Origin of the sequence: Streptomyces sp. NPDC097107 (assembly GCF_044762405.1) — a bacterium.
Lineage (GTDB): Bacteria > Actinomycetota > Actinomycetes > Streptomycetales > Streptomycetaceae > Streptomyces > Streptomyces thinghirensis.
In genome coordinates this window covers 1-23,054 of record NZ_JBIWEF010000022.1, presented here as the reverse complement: position 1 = coordinate 23,054, position 23,054 = coordinate 1, and the positions used below count along the sequence as shown (strand labels likewise).

General features: G+C 67.9%; 14 protein-coding genes and 2 pseudogenes. 5 read left to right on the top strand and 11 right to left on the bottom strand.

Annotated elements, in window-relative coordinates; translation table 11 throughout:
• The first annotated feature begins 2 nt into the window (after window positions 1–2).
• Together ACIQ1J_RS33740 and ACIQ1J_RS33735 are read left to right on the top strand one after the other, a co-directional pair.
• Window positions 3–6,923 (top strand): polymorphic toxin-type HINT domain-containing protein, encoded by a 6,921-nt coding sequence (locus ACIQ1J_RS33740; RefSeq protein WP_403562948.1) that lies wholly within the window; start codon window positions 3–5, stop codon window positions 6,921–6,923.
• Between the two features lie 5 nt (window positions 6,924–6,928).
• Window positions 6,929–7,366, top strand: coding sequence for a barstar family protein (locus tag ACIQ1J_RS33735; RefSeq protein ID WP_403562946.1), 438 nt, complete (start codon window positions 6,929–6,931; stop codon window positions 7,364–7,366).
• A 213-nt stretch (window positions 7,367–7,579) separates the two neighbouring features.
• Here ACIQ1J_RS33735 and ACIQ1J_RS33730 read toward each other — a convergent pair whose 3' ends face one another.
• The gene (locus ACIQ1J_RS33730) at window positions 7,580–7,885 is read right to left on the bottom strand and encodes a barstar family protein (protein ID WP_403562944.1); all 306 of its coding nucleotides are present in this window, start codon (window positions 7,883–7,885) and stop codon (window positions 7,580–7,582) included.
• A 180-nt stretch (window positions 7,886–8,065) separates the two neighbouring features.
• On the opposite strand from ACIQ1J_RS33730, the gene ACIQ1J_RS33725 reads away from it, so the two are divergent.
• On the top strand, window positions 8,066–8,209 hold the full coding sequence (locus tag ACIQ1J_RS33725) for a hypothetical protein (RefSeq protein WP_403562942.1): 144 nt from the start codon (window positions 8,066–8,068) through the stop codon (window positions 8,207–8,209).
• Window positions 8,210–8,228: 19 nt separating this feature from the next.
• On the top strand, window positions 8,229–8,543 hold the full coding sequence (locus ACIQ1J_RS33720) for a hypothetical protein (RefSeq protein ID WP_403562940.1): 315 nt from the start codon (window positions 8,229–8,231) through the stop codon (window positions 8,541–8,543).
• Window positions 8,544–8,573: 30 nt separating this feature from the next.
• On the opposite strand, the gene ACIQ1J_RS33715 is transcribed toward ACIQ1J_RS33720, so the two are convergent.
• The 4 genes and pseudogenes from ACIQ1J_RS33715 to ACIQ1J_RS33700 all read right to left on the bottom strand — a co-directional run bounded on the left by ACIQ1J_RS33715 (window position 8,574) and on the right by ACIQ1J_RS33700 (window position 10,890).
• The gene (locus ACIQ1J_RS33715) at window positions 8,574–9,482 is read right to left on the bottom strand and encodes an IS3 family transposase (RefSeq protein WP_403562938.1); all 909 of its coding nucleotides are present in this window, start codon (window positions 9,480–9,482) and stop codon (window positions 8,574–8,576) included.
• Between the two features lie 5 nt (window positions 9,483–9,487).
• Entirely contained in the window at window positions 9,488–9,775 is a 288-nt protein-coding gene (locus tag ACIQ1J_RS33710) for a transposase (protein ID WP_403562936.1), read from the bottom strand.
• A 147-nt stretch (window positions 9,776–9,922) separates the two neighbouring features.
• Window positions 9,923–10,161: pseudogene (locus ACIQ1J_RS33705) on the bottom strand (e9imm peptide).
• Window positions 10,162–10,419: 258 nt separating this feature from the next.
• Entirely contained in the window at window positions 10,420–10,890 is a 471-nt protein-coding gene (locus tag ACIQ1J_RS33700) for a hypothetical protein (protein WP_403562934.1), read from the bottom strand.
• A 200-nt stretch (window positions 10,891–11,090) separates the two neighbouring features.
• Here ACIQ1J_RS33700 and ACIQ1J_RS33695 point away from each other — a divergent pair, with 200 nt between their 5' ends.
• Window positions 11,091–12,179, top strand: coding sequence for an integrase (locus ACIQ1J_RS33695; RefSeq protein ID WP_403562932.1), 1,089 nt, complete (start codon window positions 11,091–11,093; stop codon window positions 12,177–12,179).
• 140 nt (window positions 12,180–12,319) lie between these two features.
• Here ACIQ1J_RS33695 and ACIQ1J_RS33690 read toward each other — a convergent pair whose 3' ends face one another.
• The 6 genes and pseudogenes from ACIQ1J_RS33690 to ACIQ1J_RS33665 all read right to left on the bottom strand — a co-directional run.
• On the bottom strand, window positions 12,320–12,766 hold the full coding sequence (locus ACIQ1J_RS33690; protein WP_403562930.1) for a hypothetical protein: 447 nt from the start codon (window positions 12,764–12,766) through the stop codon (window positions 12,320–12,322).
• A 349-nt stretch (window positions 12,767–13,115) separates the two neighbouring features.
• The gene (locus ACIQ1J_RS33685; protein WP_403563010.1) at window positions 13,116–15,422 is read right to left on the bottom strand and encodes a UvrD-helicase domain-containing protein; all 2,307 of its coding nucleotides are present in this window, start codon (window positions 15,420–15,422) and stop codon (window positions 13,116–13,118) included.
• 119 nt (window positions 15,423–15,541) lie between these two features.
• Window positions 15,542–18,529: a Zn-binding domain-containing protein gene (locus ACIQ1J_RS33680; RefSeq protein WP_403562928.1), complete on the bottom strand. Its 2,988-nt coding sequence runs from the start codon at window positions 18,527–18,529 to the stop codon at window positions 15,542–15,544.
• A gap of 277 nt (window positions 18,530–18,806) precedes the next feature.
• Window positions 18,807–20,885 (bottom strand): DUF262 domain-containing protein, encoded by a 2,079-nt coding sequence (locus ACIQ1J_RS33675; protein ID WP_403562926.1) that lies wholly within the window; start codon window positions 20,883–20,885, stop codon window positions 18,807–18,809.
• A gap of 762 nt (window positions 20,886–21,647) precedes the next feature.
• Window positions 21,648–22,490 carry a hypothetical protein gene (locus ACIQ1J_RS33670; protein WP_403562925.1) on the bottom strand — a complete coding sequence of 281 codons (843 nt, stop codon included), beginning with the start codon at window positions 22,488–22,490 and terminating at the stop codon, window positions 21,648–21,650.
• Window positions 22,491–22,765: 275 nt separating this feature from the next.
• Window positions 22,766–22,989 (bottom strand): annotated as a pseudogene (locus ACIQ1J_RS33665) (IS5/IS1182 family transposase); the annotation flags it as partial.
• Window positions 22,990–23,054 lie beyond the last annotated feature (65 nt).

The window sequence follows — 23,054 nt, the reverse complement described above, 5'->3', positions numbered from 1 at the left end:
TCATGGTCTTTGGCATAGGCACCTCAAGGCGATGCAAGGAGGGGGGAGGGCGCAGAGCCGGCCGGCTGCTGGCACAGTCGCTCGCTCTGGCGCTCGTCGTGCCCACCGGCCTGGCGCAGGTGGCGCAGGCCGTTGAGAAGGACGGTCTGGGGAGACCCGATGTCCCCAAGACACAGGCGACCAAGGTCAAGGCGTTCGACGGGCCCGGCGCGAAGAAGGCACGCGCCAAGGTCGCCAAGGAGCGCAAGGCCAACGCCGCACAGGCCAAGCAGGCGACCGGGGACCAGAAAGCCGCCTGGCCCAAGAGCGGTGCCGCAACCCTCGCCCTCAAGCCCGGCACACAGCGCGCCGCGGCACCGGCCGGTCTCCCCGTCACGCTGGAACCGAAGACCGTCGCCAAGCAACGCTCCTCGGCGGCCACTACGACGGCGGCCGGCGAAGCGCAGATCACCGTCCTGGACCAGAAGGCAGCCCGCAAGGCTGGCGTCACCGGCATTCTCCTGACGGCGGCGGCGCAGAACCCCGGCACGGCCGACCTGAGCGTCGACTACTCCACGTTCGCCTCGGCCATCGGCGGAGGCTGGTCCCAGCGCCTGCGGATCACACAGCTGCCGGCCTGCGCGCTGACAACGCCGCACAAGGCGGAATGCCGCAAGCAGACACCGCTGCTGTCGGACAATGACCTCAAGAACCAGACCGTCTCAGCGAAAGTCCCCCTCGCCCAGGCCGCAGAAGACGGCACGTCCACCCAGCTCCTGAATGCTGGGAGCGCTGCTTCCAGCGCGACGGTACTTGCGGTCACCGCCGCCTCCGCGGGTTCGGGACAGTCCCCCAAGGGCGCGGGCGACTACTCGGCGACGAAGCTGTCCGAGTCCTCGTCCTGGCAGGCCGGCGGCAGCTCCGGCTCCTTCACGTGGTCCCACGACTTCACGATGCCCCCCGCAGCCGCGGGCCCCGTGCCGCCCCTGTCCCTGTCCTACGACTCGGGCAGCGTCGACGGCCGCACCGCCACCACCAACAACCAGACCACGACGGTGGGCGAGGGCTTCACCCTCACCGAGTCCTACATCACCCGCACCTACGGACCCTGCGACGAGGACGGACACGACGACGTCTTCGACCAGTGCTGGAAGTACGACAACGCGAGCCTGGTCCTCAACGGCAAGTCGACCCGCCTGCTCAAGGACGACGACAGCGGCAAGTGGCACCTCGCCGATGACGACGCCTCCACCGTGACCCGCTCCACCGGCGCCGACAACGGCGACGACAACGGCGAGTACTGGACCGTCATCACCGGCGACGGCACCAAGTACGTCTTCGGCAAGAACAAGCTCGACGGCGCCGGCACCCAGCGCACCAACTCCACCTGGACCGCCCCCGTCTTCGGCGACGACTCCGGCGAACCCGGCTACAGCGCCGGCGACGCCTTCGCCGACCGCGCCCTGACCCAGGCATGGCGCTGGAACCTCGACTACATCGACGACACCCGCGGCAACGCCTCCACGTACTGGTACACCAAGGAATCGAACTACTACAAGAAGAACAAGGCCACCAAGGCCAGCACCTCCTACACCCGCGGCGGCTACCTCAACCGCATCGAGTACGGACTGCGCCACGACGCCCTGTTCACCGACAAGGCCGACGCCAAGGTCACCCTCACCTACGCCGAACGCTGCACCGCATCCGACTGCGACAGCCTGACCAAGGACACCGCGGAGAACTGGCCCGACGTACCGTTCGACGCGATCTGCTCCAAAGACGACGACGAATGCAACGCCGCCGGCACCTCCTTCTTCACCCGCAAGCGCCTGACCGGCATCAACACCTTCTCCTACGACGCCGCCAACACCGCCTACGATCCGGTGGACTCCTGGACTCTGACCGAGGAGTACCTGGACGGCGGTGACATCGGCGACAGCTCCGACCAGGTACTCACCCTCAAGTCGCTCAAGCGGACCGCGAAGGCCGGCGACACCAGCATCACGGTCGACCCGATCTCGTTCACGTACCGCCTGCGGCCCAACCGGGTCGACGCCACCGACGACATCCTGCCCCTGACCCGCCCCCGCCTCTCCACCGTCACCTCCGAGACCGGAGCGATCACCGAGGCGACGCTTTCCTCGCCGGAGTGCAAGCGCAGCGAGGTCCTGGACGCGGCACCGGACACCAACACCCGCTCCTGCTACCCGCAGTACTGGCACATCAACGGCGCCGAGGACGCGGCGATCGACTGGTTCCACAAGTACCGCGTCACCGCCGTCAGCGTCCACGACCCGGCCGCCGCCAACCCCGCCGTCGAGCACGCCTACTCCTACAGCGGCGCCGCCTGGCACCACAACGACGACCCGTTCACCCCGAAGGCCGAGCGGACCTGGTCGGACTGGCGCGGCTACCGCCAGGTCACCGCCTACACAGGCGCGGCCGGCGGCACCCGCTCCAAGACCGTATCGCTGTACCTGCAGGGCATGCACGGCGACAAGAAGAAGGACGGCACCACCAAGTCCGTCACGGTGCCCCCGCTGCTCGACACGGACGTCGACTTCTCCGCTCCGTACGACAGCGACCGCTGGAAGGGCAGCCTGCGTCAGCAGGTCACCTACAACGGCAGCCAGCCCATCACCAGCGTCTTCAAGAACTACACCTACAAGAACACCGCCACCCAGACGGTGCCGGACGCCGCCGACCACACCGCCCTGTGGGTCCGCAACTCCTCCACCTACACCAGCACCTACCTCACCGGCTCCAAGACCTGGCGCACCCACACCACCGGTCAGAAATACGACGCCCTCGGCATGGTGTACGCCGCCGACGACTGGGGCCAGGCCGGCCTGGGCGGCGACGAAACCTGCACCCGCACCTGGTACGCCCGCAACGCGGACGTCGGCATCACCAGCCTGGTCTCCCGCACCCGCACCGTCGCCAAGACGTGCTCGGTCACCGACGCCAACCTGAACCTGCCCGCCACCAGTGCCACATCCGGTGACGTCCTCGCCGACACCGCGGCCGTCTACGACAAGGCCGACGCCACGACCTGGCTGGCCACCCAGAAGCCCACCAAGGGACAGGCCACCTGGACCGGCCGCGCCACCGGCTACACGGCCACCGCCGGCAGCGACGGACAGCGACTGCCGTCCGGATGGCAGACCACCGCCACCACCACCTTCGACACCCTGGGCCGCCCGCTGGCCGTCACCGACACGGCAGGGCGCACCACCTCCATCGCCTACACCCCCGCCGACTCCGGCCCGCTCACCCGAACCCTCTCGACCGACCCCAAGGGCTACCGCTCGGTCAGCTTCCTCGAACCCCGCCGCGGCCTGGAATACCGCAGCTACGACATCAACTCCAAGAAAACCGAACAGAAATACGACGCGCTGGGCCGCCTCACCGCGGTATGGCTCCCCAGCAGGGACCCGGCCAACCAGACCCCCAACGCCAAGTTCGCCTACCACGTCGAGAACACCAAGCCGTCCTGGGTGTCGGCGTCGACGCTGACGAACGACGGCGAGACCTACAACACGAGCTACACGCTCTACGACTCGCTGCTGCGGCAACTGCAGACCCAGTCGCCGACCCCTGACGGCGGGCGGCTGCTGACCGACACCCGGTACGACACCCGCGGCCTCGCCTACGAGACCTACGCGGACATCTTCGACAGCACCAGTACACCCAACGGCACCTACACCCGCGCCGAGTACGGCCGAGCGCCCCAGCAGACGGAGACCGTCTTCGACGGAGCAGGCCGGCCCACCACCAGCACGATGTACGTCAACGGCGTCAAGAAGTGGGCCACCACCACCGGCTACACCGGCGACTCCACAGCCACCACCGCCCTCGACGGCGGCTCCGCACAGCGCACCATCACCGACATCCGCGGCCGCACGACCGAAACCCGCTCCTACGCCGGCGCGAGCCCCGCTGACGCCGACTTCGGCACCGGGCCCGGAGCTGCCTTCACCTCCACCAAGTTCGCCTACGCCCTCGACGACCGGCAGAAGGACATCACGGGGCCGGACGGTGCCACCTGGTCCTACGGCTACGACCTGTTCGGCCGCCAGATCAGCGCCGACGACCCCGACAAGGGCAAGGCCAGCACCCAGTACAACGCGCTCGACCAGGTCATCAAGACCACCGACTCCCGCGGCAAGTCGATCCTGAGCGCCTACGACGAGCTGGGCCGCCCCACCGGGACCTGGGCAGGCTCGAAGACCGACGCGAACCAGCTCACCGGCTACACCTACGACACCCTCCTCAAGGGCCGGCCCACCGACTCCACCCGCTACGTCGGCGGCAAGAACGGCGCCGCCTACACGCAGGCCGTCACCGCCCACGACACCATGGGCCGCCCCACCCGCACCGAACTGCGGCTGCCGGCCAGTGACCCGTTCGTCAAGGCGGGCCAACCCGCCACGCTCAAGTACGAGACGGACTACAACATCCCGGGCGCGGTGCAGCGGACCAGGGAACCCGCGCTCGGCGGTCTGCCCGACGAGGACACCGCGTACAAGTACGACGACCTGGGCAACCTGACCTCGATCGGCAGCTACCTCACCGACATCGACTACTCAGCGCTGGCCCAACCGCAAACGCTGACCCTGGGCACCGGCGCCAGCAGCCTCTTCATCGCCAATGAATTCGAGACCGGCACAGGCCGCCTGACCCACAGCTACGTCCAGGACGAGATTCACTCCTACCGGCCGCAAGACCTCGCCTACACCTACGACCAGACCGGCAACGTCACTCAGATCCGCGACAGCACGACTCTCGGCGGCACCAGCAGCGCCGACACCCAGTGCTTCACCTACGACGCCCACCAGCGCCTGACCGAAGCCTGGACCCCCACCTCCCAGAAGTGCACCGACACCCCCAGTGCTACCTCACTGACGGGCCCGGCCCCCTACTGGACCAGCTACACCTACAACACCGCAGGCCAGCGCACCACCGAAACCCAGCACACCAGCACCGCCACCACCAAAACCACCTACTGCTACACCAACAAGAACCAGCCCCACACCCTGACCGGCACCACCACCAAGACCGACTGCACCAGCCCCGAACGCACCTACACCTACGACGCCACCGGCAACACCACCCAGCGCCCCGGCGTCGCCGCCGACACCACCCAGAATCTGACCTGGTCGGACGAGGGCAAGCTCACCCGTCTCACCGAGGACGACCAGTCCACCGACTACCTGTACGGCGCCGACGGAACCCTCCTCATCCGCACCACGGAGAACGGCGAACGCGTCCTCTACGCCGGCGCCACCGAACTCCACCTCCGCGCCGACGGCACCACCTGGGCCCAGCGCTACTACGCCGCAGGCGACATCACCGCCGCCATGCGCTCCAACCAGACCGGCACCACCAAGGTCACCTACCTCGTCAGCGACCACCACGGCACCTCCCACCTGGCCGTCAACCGAGACAGCGCCCTGAGCTTCACCAAGCGCTACACCACCCCCTTCGGCGCGGACCGCGGCAAGCCCCAGTACGGCCCCTGGCCCGACGACAAGGGCTTCCTCGGCAAAACACGAGACACCACCACTGGCCTCACTCACATCGGGGCGCGCGAATACGACTCCGCCACCGGTCAATTCATCAGCGCCGACCCACTGCTGGAAACCGACAAAGTACAGACTCTTAACGGTTACAGCTACGGGGCGCAGAACCCGCTCACCCTCTCCGACCCCAGCGGAATGGGTCTCGCATGCGGACGGGGTTTCGACACCCCCTGCCCGAAGCGCCCCGACGGGTCACGTGGCAATGGACGACCTAATGAGTCGGTCGATTACTCGCAGCCGACGTATCAGGAAGAACTCGACACCGCATCGACTATTGCATACTTTACGACGGTCGGACTCGCGGAGAGCGGTGCGGCATACGTTCGAAACTCGCGCACAGTCAGTCGAGAAGAATTCCGACAGGCAAGAATTAGGTATCAAGGGTCGCTCGACGGGGCCGTGTACGACACAAAGTGGATGATGTGGCTCTACGGGATCGATGAGGAAATAATCGACAATTTCGGCCCCTGTCTCATATTTGACTGCACCAAGATGGTGACTTCAGACGACATCGAATCGATGCCCCTGAACAGGCAGAGTTTCATGGAGACTCTTGGACGAACCTACGCTGAGGGTCGGGCTGCTGGCGAAGCATACCGCGCGGCCGGAAAAGGTGCAGCGTCAAGTGGGGGAGGCTGTAAGTGTTTCCTCGCTGGGACTGATGTGCTTATGGCCGATGGCACCACCAAGGACATTGAAGATGTGCAGTTGGGTGACGATGTGCTGGCGAAGGACCCCGAGACCGGCGAAGAGGGGCCCAGAGAAGTAAGCCATCTGATTCGCACAGAAGATGACAAGCACTTCAATGAGCTGGTCATCGCTACCGACGACGGTATCGAGAAGCTAACCGCTACGCACGAGCACCCGTTCTGGTCTCCGTCGGAACAGCGATGGATCGCGGCCGCCAATCTCAAGCCGGGATTGACGCTGCTTACCGACGACAATCGCACTGTTATCATCACAGGCAATCAAGCCTTCAGTGACCATGCGATTACCTATAACCTGACCGTGGACGACTTGCACACGTATTACGTGCTAGCGGGTGAAACGCCGGTTCTCGTACACAATTCCGACCGCTGCCTCTCACCGCTTGGCGCTCAGGTCAATAAGGTAATCAACTACTGGGAGAAGACTGGAAAAACGCCGCCCGGCGTCGTCAAGGGCGGGAGGAAGGGTTTCCAGCGCGGCGTGTTCACCAACGATGCCGGCTTGCTGCCCAAGCGGCGAACTGGCTACTATCGTGAATCCGATGTATGGCCAACCGGTGGCAGGAGCAGAGGGGCGGAGCGTCTCATCTTTGGCGCGAAAGGCGAGGTGTACTACACGGGTGACCACTACAAGACGTTTTACCAAGTCAAGTGAGTGACATGACAGATTTCCAGGAATCCTGGGTCGACCCTGAAGAAGTAGTTTCCGGAATCTCCCTGGAGCCCTATTTCCTCAATGAAGGCCGACGCGAAGATGTGGTGCATGAACTGAGTCGTGCCGGGTTTGACGTGCTAGAAGTCGACCTTGCGCGGGTGCGGAGTGAAGCTGAACTGCTGATCTCGCTCGGAGAAACCCTTTCGGCTCCCAGCTACTATGGAGCCAACTGGGACGCCCTTCGGGACATAATTCGCGGTCGAGGAGCAGTGGAGCCTTTCAGGGTCGCGCTCGTCCTTTCGTCGAGCGCTGCATTTCTTGGTGCGAATGTTCACGAGTTTATTCGATCCGTGATGCTGCTGCAGATGCTGGCGAGAGACATCTCGGACCTGAACGAAGGCTGTGGCCAGTTGGAGATCTTCTATCTGGCGGATTGGGCGTAGAGGCGAGTCTCGCTGGCGAGGGCGACGGTCCTGATGGAACAGAGGGCCGTCGTCCTCGGTACGTGGCGAGGCTCTGGGTTCACTCGCAGGGCCGCTCGCGCGCAACCACGTGTCGGGTCCGGAGCCCAGCGATCTCCTGGCAAGACCAGGAAGGAATAGCAGGGGGCAGGCGCATGGGTGGCTCACTGGGCGCGTCGAAGAAATGAAGCGTGATCACGCTGGGTCGTGCACGACCAAGCGCGACTGACGTCCCGCGAAGGCTCGTCGCAGAGCCCGGGCTTCACGGTGACGGGCAGCGAAGATCCCCTGGTTATCAACGTGGACGACCAAAGCATCGTAACTGTCGATGACCTCAGAGATGCCTCGCGTCTGAATTGCATCCGCCCATGCATCAGTGTTTCGGCCAAACCACTTCGGCAAACCACAGGGCACGATGACAGCGTCCCAGAATTCATCAAGCGTATTGATCGACCGTCCTCGCAGGTCAACCACCAACTCGGACTGAAGGTTCTTCGTCATCGCAGTAGAGTAGCCGTCTGGAGGCGAAAGGGCTGACCGACCACCGCGTCTGCAGCTGGCCATCTCGCCTGAGCGACAGCCGTGCAAAGGACCTGAGACCCCTTCAGGGCGGTCACCTCCCGAGGGTGACCGCCGCTGCGAACTCCCGCCGTACCAGCGTGCGCTCTTGCACTCCCGCCGTTGATCATCCTGCTCGTCGGCCGTGCACCGGGCGTACAGGGCGAAACACCGTGGCAGAGCCTGCTCGCCCGACTGGTGGAGATGGTGCAGGAGGTGAGAGCCTGTGCCGCGCACGGGGCGGGGTTCACCAGCAACTTTCCCTGAGCAGGACGGCCGCTGCAGCGTGCTCTCCCTGTTCGTCATTGGCGGACTGTACCCAGTTCAGACGGTGCTGGCGAAGATCCGCGTTCCGCAGGTCGGTCCAGGCCGGCCGCGCACAAAGCCCGACAGCCTCGCGGCCGACACGGGCCACAGTGACGGCCCCTGCCGCGAGTGCTTTCGACGCCGTGGTGTCCGGCATTCGATCCCGGAGAAGACCGGCAGCCAAGCCACCCGCCTGCGCAAAGGCTCATGCGGTGGACGGCCGCCCGGCTTCGACGAAGAGCGGTACAAGAAGCGCAACGCCGTCGAACGAGCGAAGCAGCCCTGGGCCGTGTGAAGTTCCCCCCGCGAACTGGGCAGCGGGTGTTTACGCTGCCGGGGCGAGGTTCTGCCTGAGCAGGGATCTCGTTTCGAGCGGGGTGACGTACCCGTAGTCGGGGTGCCGGCGGAGCCGGCTGCGGTTGTACTCGACTTCGACGTAGCGGAAAACGTCGGCCCGGGCGGCCTCGCGGGTCTCCCACATGGTCGTCCCGATCTCCGCTTTGAGGATGGCGAACCAGCTCTCCGCGGCGGCATTATCGTAACAAGAGCCGACGCGCCCCATCGACTGCCTCATGCGCAACTTGCGTATTTCGCTGCGGAATTCGCCACTTGTGTACTCGCTGCCGCGATCCGTATGCATGACGCAACCCTGCTCCAAGCCGCCACGCCCGGCCGCCATCCGCAAGGCGGCGACCGGCAACTCGGCGCGGTGGTGGTCGGCCATCGCCCAGCCGACCACCTCCCGCGTCGCGAGATCGATACAGGTCGCCAGATACAACTTCCCTTCCAGCGTGCTGAGTTCAGTCATGTCGCCGACGTGCCGTATCCCGGGCCGGGGTGCGGTGAAGTCCCGTCCGATCAGGTCGAGCGCGAACACCGCCCGCCTCGCCTGCCGGGTCAGGCCCCGCCGCCGGCGGCGGGTGATCCCGACGATCCGGTGCTTGCGCATCAGCCGCTCGATCTTCTTGGAGTTCACCGTCCGCCCGGCCCGCCGCAGGGCAGCGTGGATCCGCGGAGCCCCGTAGGCGCCGCGAGATCCGGCGTGGAGCCCCCGGATCTCGCCCACCAGCACCTCCTCAGCCTGCTCCCGCACCGTCCGGGCCGGCCGTGACGCCCTGTGCGCGTAGTAGGTGGAACGGGGCACTCTCAGCACACGGCACAGAAACGCAACGCTGTGACCTGCAGGATTACCCTCCGATGCCTTCTCCGCATCGATGAAAAGACACCGTGCCACGGTGTCTACCTCATCTTGTCCTGAGCGAAGAAGGCGGTCGCTTTTCCCAGAACCTCGATCGTGGCCTCCTGCTCGCGGACCTTCCGCCGCAGCCGGACCAGCTCCTCGCGCTCCGCAGTGGTCAAAGCCCCGGCGGGTCCCTCACCGCGGTCGGCCTTCGCCTGCTTCACCCACCCGCGCAGCCCTTCCGGACTCACGCCCAGATCCCTGGCGACCTCGGTGACCGACTTCTCCGAGGACAACGCCAAGGCGACCGCGTCCCGCTTGAACTCGGCCGTGTACCGCTTACTCATGTTGCTCTTGCCACTCATTACCTGTGACTGCTTCCTCCGGGACCATCCGTCCCAGTATCAAGCTGTCCAGCCAGCAGGGGGAACCTCATCCTCGGCACCGCAACTACTGCAGCTTTGCTCATCTGGCTTCGCAGTTGAGCCCCGACTTCACAAAGCGACTGTTCGATAGGCCAGGGACGCCAGGGCCTGGTCGACTACCTCATCAGCCGAAAGCTCCCGCTCCGGCGGCCAGAAGATCAAGTAACTGACATGTCCGGACTGGCATGCCAGGGCCCTGCCCAGTCTGTCCAGCCAGCCGGCCACCTCGTCGTCCGAGGCGTAGTCCGCGTCATGATCCGCTGCACGAGCACGACTGCTTCCGCGCGACTCATCTCCCCAGTGCTCATCAGATCCCTTTGCCAAGGCCGAAGGGATACGTCGCTGACCCCAAACTCATCAGCAGTTGGAGTCCGTCGGCCACTGCGGCCAGAGATATTCGTCCGGCCGACCTTCGGCCAACTTCGGACAGCTATCGGCCGTCGTCACACGGCTGATGCTCGCTGCTGGCGCCCTGAGTCGATGCCGCCCTCGTTGAGTCTAATCACCGGCACGTCGACGCCGCTCCAGCAGGGTGGCACAGCGTGGGCGAACGGCGCCTCCTCGCTTCAAGGCGCGGGTGACTCAGGTGACGTGGAGGCCCCTCGGCCGGCGGTCAGGGCGGCGATGGCGGAACGGAAGACGGGCACGTTTTCGCTGGTCATCTCGTAGGCGATGTTCTTGTGCCAGCTCGGGTTGTCCGGATCGTACACCGGGGTGATGGGTGCGCTGACGCCCTCGGGCCACCAGCCCTCGCGCACGCCGCGCGGGATGGCGCGGGACAGGGCGACGGTCGGACCGTTGAGTTTCCCGACGGTGGCGCGCAGTCGGTCCGCGTCGACGTAGCCGTCGCCGTCGACGATGACCATCTCGGCGAACTGGCGGGCGCCTGCGGGCAGCGAGCGCAGGTAGCGCGTGGCGCGCTCGACGGTCCAGTTGGTGTCGACGGCCGCAACAGTCAGCTCCGCGTGATGCGCTGCGGCGAGCGCGACGAGCTTCTCGGCGAAATCCTTGTCTGCGCCCTCGATCGTGATCTTCATACGGCCTTCCGTCAGATTCTCACCTGGTTCTCCGGGTTCTCCATGGAGGGTATGGGGTCGCCTGCCCGGCCCGCATGCAGACTCCGGAGAATCTGGTCGGAATTCTCCACGGAAACGGATGATCTGTCTGATGGCATACCGCACGTGGCATCGGATAACCTCTCCTTATCCGACGTCAGAAGCAATCGGAGGAGTGCCCGTTGGCCACCGCCACCGAAACCCAGGCAGAAGGGCCCGGCGCGGCCCCGGTTCCGGCAGAGCGGGCACCCCTTGTCGTCCAGTGGGCGGAACGCCACGGCGTGGAAGTTGCCCAACGCCTCGCGGACGCGGAGGACTTCGCGGACGAGGTGCAGCGGCGACTGCGGCCGGCCAATACGACGGACACGTACGCGAAGGCATGGAAGGTCTGGACGCGCTTCTGCGCGGCGCAGGGGTTCCCCGAACTGGAGGCCACGCGCGGCGCCTTGGTGGCGTTCGCTGTGTGGCTGCTGGACCGGGGCCAAGCGAACGGCAAGGGCTACGCCCCGTCGTCGGCGAGCACGATTCTCGCCGGGGCCGTCGTGGAGCTGCGCCGCCGTGGCGCGAAAGTGAATCGGGACGACCAGGCACAGGCGAGGGCGACACTGGAGGCGGCAGCCGTGCAGCTGCTCAAGGCGGGGGAGCGGCGCGGCCGGGGCCAGGCCGCCGCGGCTGAAGTCCCCGACCTGTACCGGATGGCGAGGGCCTGCCCCGACACCCTCGCCGGGGCCCGGGACAAGGCGCTCGTCCTGACCGGATTCCACTACGCCTCGCGTGCTCAGGACCCCGCCGGTCTCCTCGCCGGGGACGTCGCCCTGACGCCGCGCGGCCTGGTCGTGTCGGTGCTCACCGGCAAGACCAAGCACAGCGTCCGTGACGCGAAGATCAACTATCAGCAGGACCCGGAGGTCTGCCCGGTGGAGGCGTGGAAGGCATACCGGGCCCGCCTCGCCACCGAGGCTGAGCCGCGCTGGTCGCAGCCCGACGCGCCCGCGTTCGTCGGCGTCGACCGGCACGGCAACGTCACCGGCGGCATGGTCCCCGACTCCGTCACCCGGGCCGTGAAGCGGATCAGCGCCCGCGCCGGCATCCCGCTCGCCTGGACCGGCCACTCCCTCCGCATCGGCCTGGCCACGACCGCCCGCAAGCGCGGCAAGGACGCCGTGGCCATCGCCGACCAGGGCGGATGGGCCCGCCACTCCCGCTCCATGAACGGCTACTTCCAGCGGGTCGACGGCTGGGAGGACAACGCCACCGTCGGCCTCACCTGACCTACCGGACGGCGAGGTTCGGGCCTTCACGAAGCGGACTGTCCGACAGGCGGTCAGCTAGAGAGAGTGCCTCTGCCCAGCAAGAAAGTTGCCTGCCGTGACTCTCCCATGTCGGGCGCTCCCATGCCTGGGAGAACAGCCTAAAGGTCGTGGACGCTTTCCCAGCCCCCAACGCCGAGGTCCTCGGCTTCCTGGTCGAGGGTGCGAGCTGCCAAGCCGACGTCCGCCAAAGCCAGAGTGCCCGTGTCCTTGCCGGCCTGATCGAGAATGGCCGTGCGGGAGGTCAGAACCGCCTCGGCCCATGCGTGTGCTGCGTTCGCGAAGGCACGCGTTTCCGAGGGAGAGTCTTCTGCAAGACCGGCCAGCTTGGGAGTCACGTACTCGGCCGTCATCTTGACGCTTTCGATGTGGTCCTTCGCATCCGTAGCGTGCGTGTCGACAGCCTCAGACTCCATCTTGATCTCAACACGTAGGCTGTCGATCTCGTGCACGATCGGCTTGATCGACTCAGTATCGTCGGCGCCGCACCCTGTCACCATGGCCAATACCGCGGCGCCAGTAGCTACCGCGGCAACGAGTCGCTTCATCACTATGCCCCCGCCTCTGGAACATCACTGTGATGCCTAAAGCGTGTGGATCTTGCTACGCGGCTCGAGCGATGTCAAAGCATCGATGACGTGCTGCAAGCCGCTGAGGCATCGCGGTGCGCTCCCCACGTGCCCTCGTGATCGGGATGGACCGCCCAGTCGCGTAGTACTCCACTGCGGCGGTCGGCACCTCCTGAGCCGACTCGGGGCGGCGGGCTTCTGCCTCAGAACTTGAGCAGCAGCGCGAACCCGAGCCGAGCCACCCCGGACTTCTTCCGCAACCGGTCCATGTCGTCTTCCAACGGTTTCCCGGTCCTGCCGCACCCTCGTACTCCTCACCCCGCGCCCCTCAGACCGGCAAGTACGGGCTCGGCCTGTCGTACCAGCTGATGCGGAGCGCGTCGCGGGCGCGGGTCGCGGCGACGAAGAGGAGGGAGCGGGCCCTGAGTTCCTCGCGGGCGTAGCGGCGGGGGTCGGTGGTTCGGTAGCGCTCGAGGATGTCCGTGCGGGGGATGATGCCGTCGCGGGCGCCGACGATAGCGAGCTTCTGGTACTCGAGGCCCTTGAAACGGTGCATCGTGCCGACGTGCACCTCGCCGTCTCCCTTTGGGCCGTCCTTGGTGAGCTCGGCGACGGTGATGCCCGCCTTGGTGGCCAGGTGGAACATCACCTGGCTGACCATGTCCCGTTCCGCGACGCACACGGCGATGCTGCCGCGCGGGTCGCGGCGCGGGCCGGCGCCGCCGTTGCCGGTGGCGATCTCCTCGCGCCAGGCGGTCAGCGTGGTGGCCAGCCGGTCGAGTTCGTCTTCCCAGGAGTCGCAGCGGACCAGGTCGGGCACGGGGCCGCGCAGGACGGAGCGGTAGCCGTCGAGGGTGTCGGTGCTGTCGTCGAGGTCGTCGTACGCGAGGTCCTTGCCGGTGAGGTCCACCACCCGCAGGGCCCGGGAGAGGATCTCCCTGGTGGTGCGGTAGCTGAGGGTGAGCCGGGAGGAGCGGCCCCGGATGTTGATGCCGACGGTGGAGAGGGTGACCTGCTGGTCGTAGATGCGCTGGTGGGTGTCGCCGGCGATGAACAGGTCGTCGGGGCCGGAGGCGACCATGGCGCGCAGCATCTTCCAGTGGGCGGCGCGCAGGTCCTGGGCCTCGTCGACGACGATGTGCCGGTAGCGGTGGTGAAGGAAGCGCATGCCGGAGCCGTCGTCGCGGTGGATGAGGTCCTTGCCGCCGACGGCTTCCTTGTGTTCCTGCCGGGCCCTGATCTTCGCGTCGCGTTCCGTCTCGAGGCGGGCGGCGCGCTCGGCGGCCTGCCCCCAGGTCTCCAGGCCCTCCTTGTCCAGGCGGGCCGTGAACTGCTCCAGGATCTTCCAGATCTGCGCGCGTTCGGGGCGGGTGACGGAACGGCCGCGGCCGGCGCGACGGGCGTCGAAGTACGCCTTGCGGGTGCCGATGGACTGGCCGAGGACCACCTGGTCCCACTCCTCGTAGAGGAACTCGGCGTCCCAGCGGCGCTCGTCGAGCTCCAGCAGGAGCTGGCGCAGCACGGTGAGCGCGGTGCTGTCGTACACGCGCTGCCTGGCGGTGCCCTTGACGGAGTTCTCGCTGAGGACTCGCGCGGCGAGCTGGTCGATGTGGGCGATCTCCACGCGGGCGAGCAGCTCGGGTTCCATCAGCGAGGCGAGGCGGGCGCGCAGGTCGGTGGTGAGGTTCTTGGTGAACGTCGTCAGCAGGATGGGCTTGCTGTGTCCGGGCGGCAGCTGCTGCGCCAGGTGCTTGACCCGGTGCAGGGCGACGATCGTCTTGCCGGTGCCGGGGCCGCCCGAGACGCGGGCCGGACCGTTGTAGGCGTGGTGGACGAGCTTGGCCTGGGTGGGGTGCAGGAAGACCTTCCAGGCGCGGAAGTCGCCCTCCTCCAGGGCGGCCTGGATGTCGGCGTCGATGGTGGTGACGGTGGTGCGGGCGAGCGCGGCGCCGAGGTCCTGCGCGTAGTCCTGGCCGAGGTCGACCTTGACCGGGGCGGTGATCTCCTTGCGGACCTCGTCCAGGGGCATGCCGGCGGCGAGCCCGTACAGGATGTCCTTGGACAGCAGGGGCGCGCCCTCGACCAGCTGGTCGAGTTCGTCGCTGCCGGTTACGGCGAGCGCGAGGTCGATGAGCTGGTCGGCGACGCCGAGGTCCCGCAGGTCCTCCGCGGTGACGCCGGTGAGCAGGGGCTCGGCGGCGGGCGGGGCGGCCTCTGGTGCGGGCTGCGGGGCGGGCTCGGGCTCGGGTTCGGTGGGGGTGAGGGTGACGCCCGCGCGCCGCAGCACGCTCTCGCCCACCACCGAGAGGTCCACGAACTCGATCTCGCCGGTGATCCGGTTGATCGCGACCGAGAGTTCCTCGTACACGTGCTTGCGGTGGCGCACTGCGATGACGAGCCAGTTCTCCCGGCCCTTGTCGTCGACGCCGGCCCTGGCCAGCAGGGCGCGGTACGACTGGTCGATCTTGGCGCGGAAGACGCGGCCGTCGCCCTTGAGGGGCTTGAGGTCCAGGCCGGGGTGGTCCGGGTCTTCGCGGAAGCGGTGGCAGAAGTCGTAGAACCTGCCCTTGACCGAGCGGTCGAGCTTGTACAGCTCCTGTTCGGCCTTCTGGTACAGGCTGAGCCGGGCGGTCATGGGATCTGTGCTGCCTTCCGTCGCCGGGGAGTCGCAGGAGTGGTAGAGGCCGTGGGAGTGGCGGAGGTCGTAGGAGTGGCGGAGGTCGTCACGCCGGGGGAGTCGTCCGTGCCGTGTGCTCACGAGGCATCGGGGAGTCTCTCGGTGAGTGAGTCGAGGTCGTCGAGCCAGTCGGCCGCCGTACGGGCCGTCCACCCGGCGTCGGCGTAGGCCTTGTCGCGGCGGAGGGCTTCCTCGTCGTCCTCGCCGTGCGGTACGGCGACGACGGCCACCCGTACGCCGGAGTCCTTCCAGGCGAAGTCGGCCGGCCAGCCGCGTTCGCCGAGTTCGAAGCCGAAGACGGGGGCCTGCTTGCCGTGTTCGGCGAGCGCGCGGGCGAGCCGGGTGAGCGCCGAGTCCGGCTCGTCCTCCTCGAGGAGGGGCAGGATCTCCTCGTCCCAGGCGGCATCGCGCAGCAGCCGGGCGACGGCCCGCTCGGCCGCCGAACCATCGGCCTCCGCCTCGGCGACCGCGCTCGCGCCGGTGGGCGTCGCCTCCCGCGCCACCGCCGCCTCGGCCAGTGGTGTCTCCCGCGGCCGGTGCACGGCGATGAGGGAGTCGAGTTCGCCGATGCCGCCGGTGACGGCCAGTACGTCGACCGGGAAGGCGGCCGCGCGGCTGCCGGCCAGTTGGACGCCGTCCCCGCCGGCGAACGCGAGGAACTGCAGCAGGTTCGACCAGTAGAGCCAGGCCCGCCAGCGCTGCTTGTGCGCGTCGGTTCCCAGGGCCTCGTCGCGGTCGTCCAGCACGGCCAGCGCGCTCCACCGCACCGCGTGCGGTTCCTCGCCGTCGCTCATGTCGACGGTGAAGAGGAGCGGGAGTCCGTACGCGTCGCTCGCCCGGAGCACCAGAAGGGGCCCGTCGCCCGTGACCGGTTCCCCGGACGGCTCGAGGCCCGCGCCGTATGCGTCGAGCGCCGACCGCAGTGCCTGCCGCGCCTGGGCACGATCCGCCTGCATGGCCAGGGATGCGGGCTCGGCCATGAGGCCGGCCACCAGGGCCCTGGCGCGGCGTCCCCACCGCTCCTTGGCCGGGTCGCGCAAGTAGGCGAGGAGCGCCTCGACGGGGTTGGCGAACACGGCCTGTGCGAAGTCGGCGCGCGCGCCGCCCATCTCCTCGTACCAGTCCTTGGCCGCGTCCTGCGCGCTGCGCGGGTACGGCGGCCAGACCGGCTCGGCCCTTGCCGCCTCGCCCTTCTCGAACAGTTCCAGGTCGTCCCAGGTGAGCTGGAAGACGACGTGGTTCCTGTCCCGCAGCCGGTTGCGCTTCTCGCAGTCCGCGGCGATGCGGTTGTGCGCGCGGGTGGCGTGGTAGCGGTGGCCGTCGAGGTAGACGGTGACGTACTCCTTGGGGCCGTCCGTGGACTCGAAGGTGAAGTCGGTCCGGGTGTACTCCATGTCCCGCTGCGCGGTGAGCCGCCAGTTGGTGCCCTGGCCGAAGCGCAGGTAGCCGCTGGCCGTGCTGCTTTCCTCCAGGACGGCGTCCCGCTCCTGGCCGGTCCAGGTGCGCAGGGCGGCCAGGAACCGGGCCTCCAGGTCGGACTCGACCTGCTTGTCCAGGCCGATCAGGTCCGTGCTGGGCAGCTGGGCGACCTTCCACAGGTCGACGGGCCGCCCGTCCTCGTCGAGCACCGGCCCGCCGTCCTGGTCGACCGGGCCCAGCAGGTCATTGATGATGCCCAGGGCCTCGAGGCGGGAGACGGTGTCCTGGTGCCGCTCCTCGGTGTAGCGGTGCAGGCAGCGGTGGCAGGCGAGCCGTCCCTCGTCGCGGCACAGGCAGGTCAGCAGCGCGCGCCGGGCGTCGGAGAGCGCCGCCCGGAAGTGCGCCGGGTCGGTGAGCCGGTGCAGGTAGCCGGTGCCGCCCGGCAGACGGTCGAAGAGCACCAGGAAGTGCCGGGTCTCACCGGTGCCGTGGTCGGGCATGCGCGCCAGGGTCGAGTCCAGGTGCTGCGGGTCACCGCCGAAGTGCTGATCTACGCCCAGCCGCAGGGCCGCCCGGAAGGAGTGGATCTTCTCGTCGACCAGGACGGTGGCGGCGGGCAGCAGCACCCGCAGCGCCTCGGTGCGCAGCTGGTGCGCCAGCAGCACCGGTTCCTGCGCCACCTCCTGCGGGTTCTTCCCCCGGCGCAGCGGGCACCACGGCTGGTGGTGCTTCAGCTTCGGGTTGCGCGCCGCCGCGGAGTCCAGGGCGTCGGTGTCGTGGTCGAAGACGGGCCGCCCGTCGGCGGTCGCCGCGCCGCAGCCCGTGCACACGTGGAACGGCGCCATCCGCACGCTGTGCCCGGCGAAGTCGTCCTCGGCCTTGGCGTCGAACCGCATCGGGCCGACGTTCACCCGCCGGACGACGGCCGTGCGGCAGAAGTCGACGCCGAACGTCTGGGTCTCGTGCCGCCAGGAGGTCTTCGGCTCGATGTCCTCCTTCGCGATGTCGACCGCGTCGATCACCGTGTAGTACCGCTGCTCCCGGTCGTCCTTGTCGTCGCTGATCCGGGCGTCCTCGCGTTTGTCCCGTGAGGTGACGACGGCGGGCTCGACGACCTTGTGCAGGCAGGAGCCGTCGTCCGCGATCCGGGCGCTGCCACAGCGCGGGCACGGCGAGCGGTCGGCCTCGGCGTCTTCCGTGCGCACGTGTCCGCACTCCTGGCAGAACCGCCACAGCCGCCAGTCGGGATCGGTGGCGGTCCCGATCTCCAGGCCGGTGACCTGGTGCTTGTAGCCGTTGACGTAAAACGTGTTGCCCGGCGCGAACTCGGACAGCGCGTAGCGGCGGGGCCGCTCGTAGGCGCGCGGCTTGGACTTGTACGTCTCCCGGCCGGTCTTCTCGTCGACGCCCTCCGGCCAGTAGAGCGTGGCGTTCAGTGTGGTCACCGCGTCGATGAGCGCGTAGTTCGGCAGCAGCCCGAGGTCGCACAGGGCCTGCTGGGCCGTGGTGAGCCCGAGGGACAGCAGCCGTTTGCCGACCGACCGGTGCTCGGCGTCCAGCTCGGCCTTCTGCCGGGCCTGCTCGTCGTCGCTGTCGTGCAGTTCGTCGCGCGCCTCGCCGATCAGCTTCAGCCGGCGGCGCAGCACCTCCTCGCCGCGCCGCGGTCAGCACAGCGTTGCTCGGCGACCGGGTCGAGCCTCTGCTCGCCGGCGAACGCCTCGATAGGACCGCTTTCCGACCCCGAACACATCTCGCTGGGGTCCTCCGACCACAAGATCAAGTTCACCGATAACCGCTGTACCGATGTTCCCCAAGAGCGGATCAATGGCTGCGGCTGACCTGATGAGGCCTTCCGCGACGCCCCACAGAACCTGTCGATCACTCGTCCCGCATGAGGGATCACTCGTCCCGCATGAGGGCGGATCAGGTGATCTTGCGGGCGGACAGCGGACTGGAGTGGAGAACGGCCCGGATGCCGGGAACATTGTCGCTGTTGAGTCGCGCGGTCACCGCGCCGGCGCTGATCTCACCGGCTCCGTACTGACTGGTGCGAGCCGCCACGATCTGTGCGACCGTCAGAACGCTCCCGACCGGGAGACCCTCGAAGGCCTCACGCATGTGGAGGGCCACGTCACGGCGGGGCTGGGGTACCTTGACCGCCGCCGACCTGTCGACGGGTGTGTTCGTCCGTGCCGCCGCTACGGAGGCCGAGAGAGGTACGACCGGGAGAGGGGATGCGCCACCCTCCGGGCGCTGCCAGCGCCTGCAGAACGCCTCCGCCAGATGGTCCGCCCGGGCCGTGATGGTGCCCTCGTCCCACCGCTCGGCCAGGGAACGGTTCAGGGACAGCGCGCTGTGCTGCAGGATCTCGGCGCGCTTGCGCTCCCAGGGGCCGTTGGAGACCGCCGGATTGAGCTTGCCGGTGAGCAGGGTCAGGTTCCCCAGCGTATGGACGAGTGCCTCCCGGCGCTGATGAGCCTCCACGCTCCCGTGGCCCGCGTCGTCGGAAAGCGGCCAGTGTGCCTCCCAGGACTGGGGCAGCAGGTGCTCGATCGTCAGTTCCCCGTCGTGGACGATCCGCTCGGTCTTGCCCGAGTACAGCGTGGCCTCCAGCTCGGCCAGCACCAGTCGTAGCCGGGCGCGGGTGAGGTGCTTGTACAACGGTTGGGAGCGGAAGACGTACCGGATGTCGTGATCGCGGGGCCAGTAGCCGGAGTCGGCGTCCTGCCGAAGCAGGAAGTCGGCCACCACTGCCGGGTCGTCCTTGGCCTTCAGCTCCTTGAGCAGTTCCAGGAAGAGCCGGTTGTAGTTCTTCGTCGTCAGACGACAGACTGTGCGGCGCACCAGGTAGGAGTCCAGGTCCCTCATCGCATCGGCACGGTCGTCCTCTTCGAAGCGGGTGACCAGCCACAGCAGGACGGGCAGGACGGTGTTGGCGTCCAGGACGCCGACGGAGCGCAGGACTCGCCCCTCCGGGGTGGCTGGCTGTTCCGCGGCCGTCAGCTGCCGGTAGGCACCTGCCCGTTCCACCATGCGCCGCATCAGGTCGGCCAGGGGCATCTCGGAGTCCGCGACATACCTGCGGAAGGTCAGGAAAAGCTCGGGAGTCAGGACCTCCTCGGCGAGCTCGCAGGTCAGGTACTGCGTGAGGAAGACGTCCAGCCGAGGGCGCTTCAGTCGTCCCTGCCGTACCTCCTTGCGCCAGTCGGGCGTCTCGAGCCGGGCCCACACGTCCCGGTAGAGCTCCTCCACCGGAAGTCCCTGTTCCTCCGCCTTCTGGAACACGAGGTTCTTGACGAGGTCGGAGGCCTGCAGGGGGGTGCCGCGGTCGTTGAGCGCTTCGAAGATGACCTGGGCGTTGTCCTCGGGCTTGAGGTCGATGACAACGAGCTCGAACTTGTCGCGCACCACGCGCACCAGGGCGTCGAAGCCCTCGTCCGCCGTGCTCTCGTACCTCAACTCCTGTGCCCACTCGACGGTGCGGTCACGGAAGAACCAGTACGCCTGGACGATCGCCGGCGCGCCGGGAGCGGCGGGGGCCGCCACGTCGGCGGCCCGCCGCAGCCGACCGCCCACGATGTCGCGGAAGGACGCCCGGTCGATGTGGGTGGGCCACACCTTGTAGAGCGCGTGCGGGTCGTCGGCCATGTCGTCGTCGTTGGCGGTGAGCTTGGCGAGCGCGCGCACATACTTGTCGTGGACGTCGAGTTCCCTCGCCACATCGCGGATCGCCGCGAGGAGTACTTGCAGTGTCGTCAGCCGTTGCTGGCCGTCGACGACTTGCCGGGCGGGCATGGCCCCCGTGGGGGTCGGCAGCTGATCCAGTACCACGGCGCCGAGGAAATGCGGATGGACCTCGTCCCCCGCCAGCCTCCGGCGGACCAGAGCGGTGATGTCCTCCCACAACGGTCGCCAGTTCCTGTCCTCGGTCCAGACGTACGGTCTCTGGAAGACCGGTACGACAAGACGCCGGTCCGGTCCGAATAGTTCTCGCAGCGTCATCGATGCGGCATCCACCGCTGCCCCCGTCTCTCGTCTCCCCTTGTCCCGCGGACCGGGACAAGCACTCTCGAGGCAGCAGCCGGATGCCTCATCCCTGCCCGAATCCTGCTGTCCCGTCTGCTGTGCCTGAAAGGCCGTCAAAATCCTACCGAGCAGCGCTCTTCCTCGTCATCCTCGCGCGAGGAATGCCCGAGCCGCCTTTCCTCCTGCCGCCCTGCCTCGGCGTCTCTCCTGGTGCATGACGCCCACACCGTCTTGCCGCCCGGGTGGTGGGGTTCGCAGTCACGGGCGTCGGCCAGGGTGGTGACCAGAAGCAGGCCCTGGCCGGACTCACCGTCGGCATCGGCGTCCGGCGTGCGTACGGGCAGACGGGCGCGTCGGTGACCTCGATGCGCAGGGCGGTCGGTGTCAGGGTGTGGGCGAGGCGTGCGTTCCTGCCCTGTACCCGGCCGTGCAGCGCGGCGTTGGCGGTCAGTTCCGCGACGAGCAGGGATGCCGAGGCCGTGTCATCGTCAGCGGCGGCGGCCTCCGGCCGGCCCCTGCTGCGCGGATCCAGCGCTCAACGGCGTGGCGGGCGCCGTGCGCGCCCTTCACTGTGGTGGGTAACACGGCCTGAAATACGCGGCACCTCAACATGTGAGCTCACCAGTCTCAGGCCCGGGTTCGACTCCGCACTGGCAGCCGTTCCCCTCATGATCTCCGCGTCCATGGTGTCGCCGACGTCGGGTGAGCAGGTTCGTCATGGGCGGGGCGGTGGCGCCGTCAGGAGCGGGGAAGGAGCGCGTAAGGGCGCAGGGGGACGCCGACGACCTGCAGGACGAGGTTGCGGTGTGCGGCGTGCAGGGTGCGCACGGCGGCTCTGGTCAGACCGGGCTTCGGCGGCTGGACGCCGGCGCGTTCGCGGCCGGGCTTCGTGGGGATCCACAGGAAGCCCGGGTCGCTGCCCTCCAGGGCCTTGGTGATGCTGGCGCGGACGTCGAGCCAGCGGCGCAGGATCTCCACGGTGTGTTTGTCGAGCAGGTGCTCGAAGTCGTTGACCGTGGCGACGGGGACGGGGCGGCGCTCCAGGTCGACGTCAGTGACGTTCAGCTTGTGGAGCTGTGGGACGGTGCGGCCGGTGGCGGCGACGAGGGCGGCCACCGCGGCGGTGCGGATCGCGGTGGCGGCGTTGGCGCCGGTGGGCCGCTTCACGGCGAGGGTGCGCAGGAGCGTGTGGGTCTGCTCGGGCTCCAGCCGGTCGCCGTACCCGGACGCCGGGTAGGGCAGGGTCAGCGACAGTCCGAGGTGACTGGCGAAGGCGTTGTACGTCTGGATGCGGGCGCGCTGGGAGTCGTGCGCGGCGGCGGCGGCCGGGCCGGTGAGGGTGTTGCGCCGGCGGGTTGCGCCGGCGCCTGCTGCCTCGAGCCAGGAGGCCGCCCGCTCGGGCTGGACAAGTTCTTCGGCGGTGATGGCCGCGGTCTTCTCCTCGTTGAGGACGTGTTCCAGGTACTCGGTGAGGAGGGTGCCGCGCAGCCGTGCGGTATCGAGGGCGTACCCGGCGTCCTGCTGGGCCTTGATGAAGGTGCCGATGGCGGTGAGGGCGTCGGTGGTGCACGGGTTCGGCATATCCGACAGCGTACGGAATCCAGTCCTGTCGTTCTAGATAACAGCAAGAAGCAAGAGCCAGTCGCCCACCCCGGCCAGCTGCGGGTCTCGTCTCGGTCCGTGTCGGACCAAATCGTTCCGTGCAGGCCCGGTACGGTCCTTGTACGACCCTCGGCATCCCGGGAGACGGGAGCCTCAGCCCCGCAGGGCCTCACTGGCTTCTTGCTGTTATCTGCGCCAGTCGCCAGCATGGAATCATTGATCGGCGTGAACGCCAGGATGCTCATAGAGCTTCTTCAGCGTTGCCGCTCCAGGGTGAGGACGGCTTTGGCGATTGACGTCATGTAGTTGGGGCTGCTCGCGCTCTGCGGAAGATCCGCCAGGCCTTCAAGCGGGCGGCGCCACGCTCGACCGGTGCCCGTGCCGCGGCCAGGGCCGGTTGACGGCCTTCTCGCGGTAAAGGTGAGCTCCTACAAGGGCCTGCGTTGATGTCCGTGGTCAGCCAGGGGCCGCCGCCCTGCCGGGGCTGGGCGCGGTTCGGTGGGTCAGCTCTGTCCCGACTGGGACGCCCGGTTCCCCGTCGCT

Excerpts from the sequence above, each read along its gene's own strand:
- ACIQ1J_RS33710 (WP_403562936.1), bottom strand. The coding sequence starts at position 9,775 with ATGAGTAAGCGGTACACGGCCGAGTTCAAGCGGGACGCGGTCGCCTTG.
- ACIQ1J_RS33685 (WP_403563010.1), bottom strand. The coding sequence starts at position 15,422 with ATGACCGCCCGGCTCAGCCTGTACCAGAAGGCCGAACAGGAGCTGTAC.
- ACIQ1J_RS33735 (WP_403562946.1), top strand. The coding sequence starts at position 6,929 with ATGACAGATTTCCAGGAATCCTGGGTCGACCCTGAAGAAGTAGTTTCC.
- ACIQ1J_RS33670 (WP_403562925.1), bottom strand. The coding sequence starts at position 22,490 with ATGCCGAACCCGTGCACCACCGACGCCCTCACCGCCATCGGCACCTTC.
- ACIQ1J_RS33690 (WP_403562930.1), bottom strand. The coding sequence starts at position 12,766 with ATGAAGCGACTCGTTGCCGCGGTAGCTACTGGCGCCGCGGTATTGGCC.
- ACIQ1J_RS33740 (WP_403562948.1), top strand. The coding sequence starts at position 3 with ATGGTCTTTGGCATAGGCACCTCAAGGCGATGCAAGGAGGGGGGAGGG.
- ACIQ1J_RS33675 (WP_403562926.1), bottom strand. The coding sequence starts at position 20,885 with ATGACGCTGCGAGAACTATTCGGACCGGACCGGCGTCTTGTCGTACCG.
- ACIQ1J_RS33730 (WP_403562944.1), bottom strand. The coding sequence starts at position 7,885 with ATGACGAAGAACCTTCAGTCCGAGTTGGTGGTTGACCTGCGAGGACGG.
- ACIQ1J_RS33700 (WP_403562934.1), bottom strand. The coding sequence starts at position 10,890 with ATGAAGATCACGATCGAGGGCGCAGACAAGGATTTCGCCGAGAAGCTC.